Source organism: Burkholderia paludis (genome assembly GCF_000732615.1).
In the GTDB taxonomy this organism is placed as follows: domain Bacteria; phylum Pseudomonadota; class Gammaproteobacteria; order Burkholderiales; family Burkholderiaceae; genus Burkholderia; species Burkholderia paludis.
This window is the reverse complement of the sequence record NZ_JPGL01000041.1, coordinates 1-660: the sequence shown is the minus strand read 5'-3', so window position 1 is coordinate 660 and position 660 is coordinate 1. Positions and strand designations below refer to the sequence as shown.

At 57.4% G+C, this 660-nt stretch carries 1 pseudogene; it reads left to right on the top strand.

Annotated features, from left to right (window positions below):
* Positions 1 to 131 precede the first annotated feature (131 nt).
* A pseudogene (locus GQ56_RS46635) lies at positions 132 to 660 on the top strand (transposase); the annotation flags it as partial.

Genomic DNA, 660 nt, shown 5'->3' with positions numbered 1-660 from the left:
TTCTGCCGTAACCCCTTGATTCCTTTGGTCGGAGCGATAGGATTCGAACCTACGACCCTCTGATCCGGTAATCCCCCCAAAAGACCGGTGTGATCAGAAGTAGAATTTTCTCGTTGAGGGAGTTCTACAGCATGAAGAAATCGAGATTCACGGACAGCCAGATCATGGACGCGCTCAAGCGCGTGGAATCGGGGCTGTCGGTGTCGGACCTGTGCCGGGAACTGGGCATCAGCACGGCGACGTTCTACAAATGGCGCTCGAAGTACGGTGGCATGGACATCTCACTGATCGCGCGGATGAAGGAGTTGGAGGCCGAGAATGCTCGGTTGCGCAAGATGTACGTCGAGGAGAAGATCAAGGCCGAGATCGTGGCGGAGGCGCTCGCAAAAAAAGACTGAGGCCATCTTGCCGGCGTGAGATGGCCATGCATGCGGTGTCCAGCCGGGGCATTTCGATCCGGCTGGCATGTGAGGCATTTGGGATCAGCCAGGCCTGTTATCGGTACGTCAGTCGGCGCAGCGCCGAGAACGACGAGATTGCAAACTGGCTGCTGCGCCTGACGGACAACCATCGGAACTGGGGCTTCGGGTTGTGCTTCCTGTACCTGCGCAACGTGAAGGGCTTCTGCTGGAATCACAAGCGCGTGTACCGGATCTATCG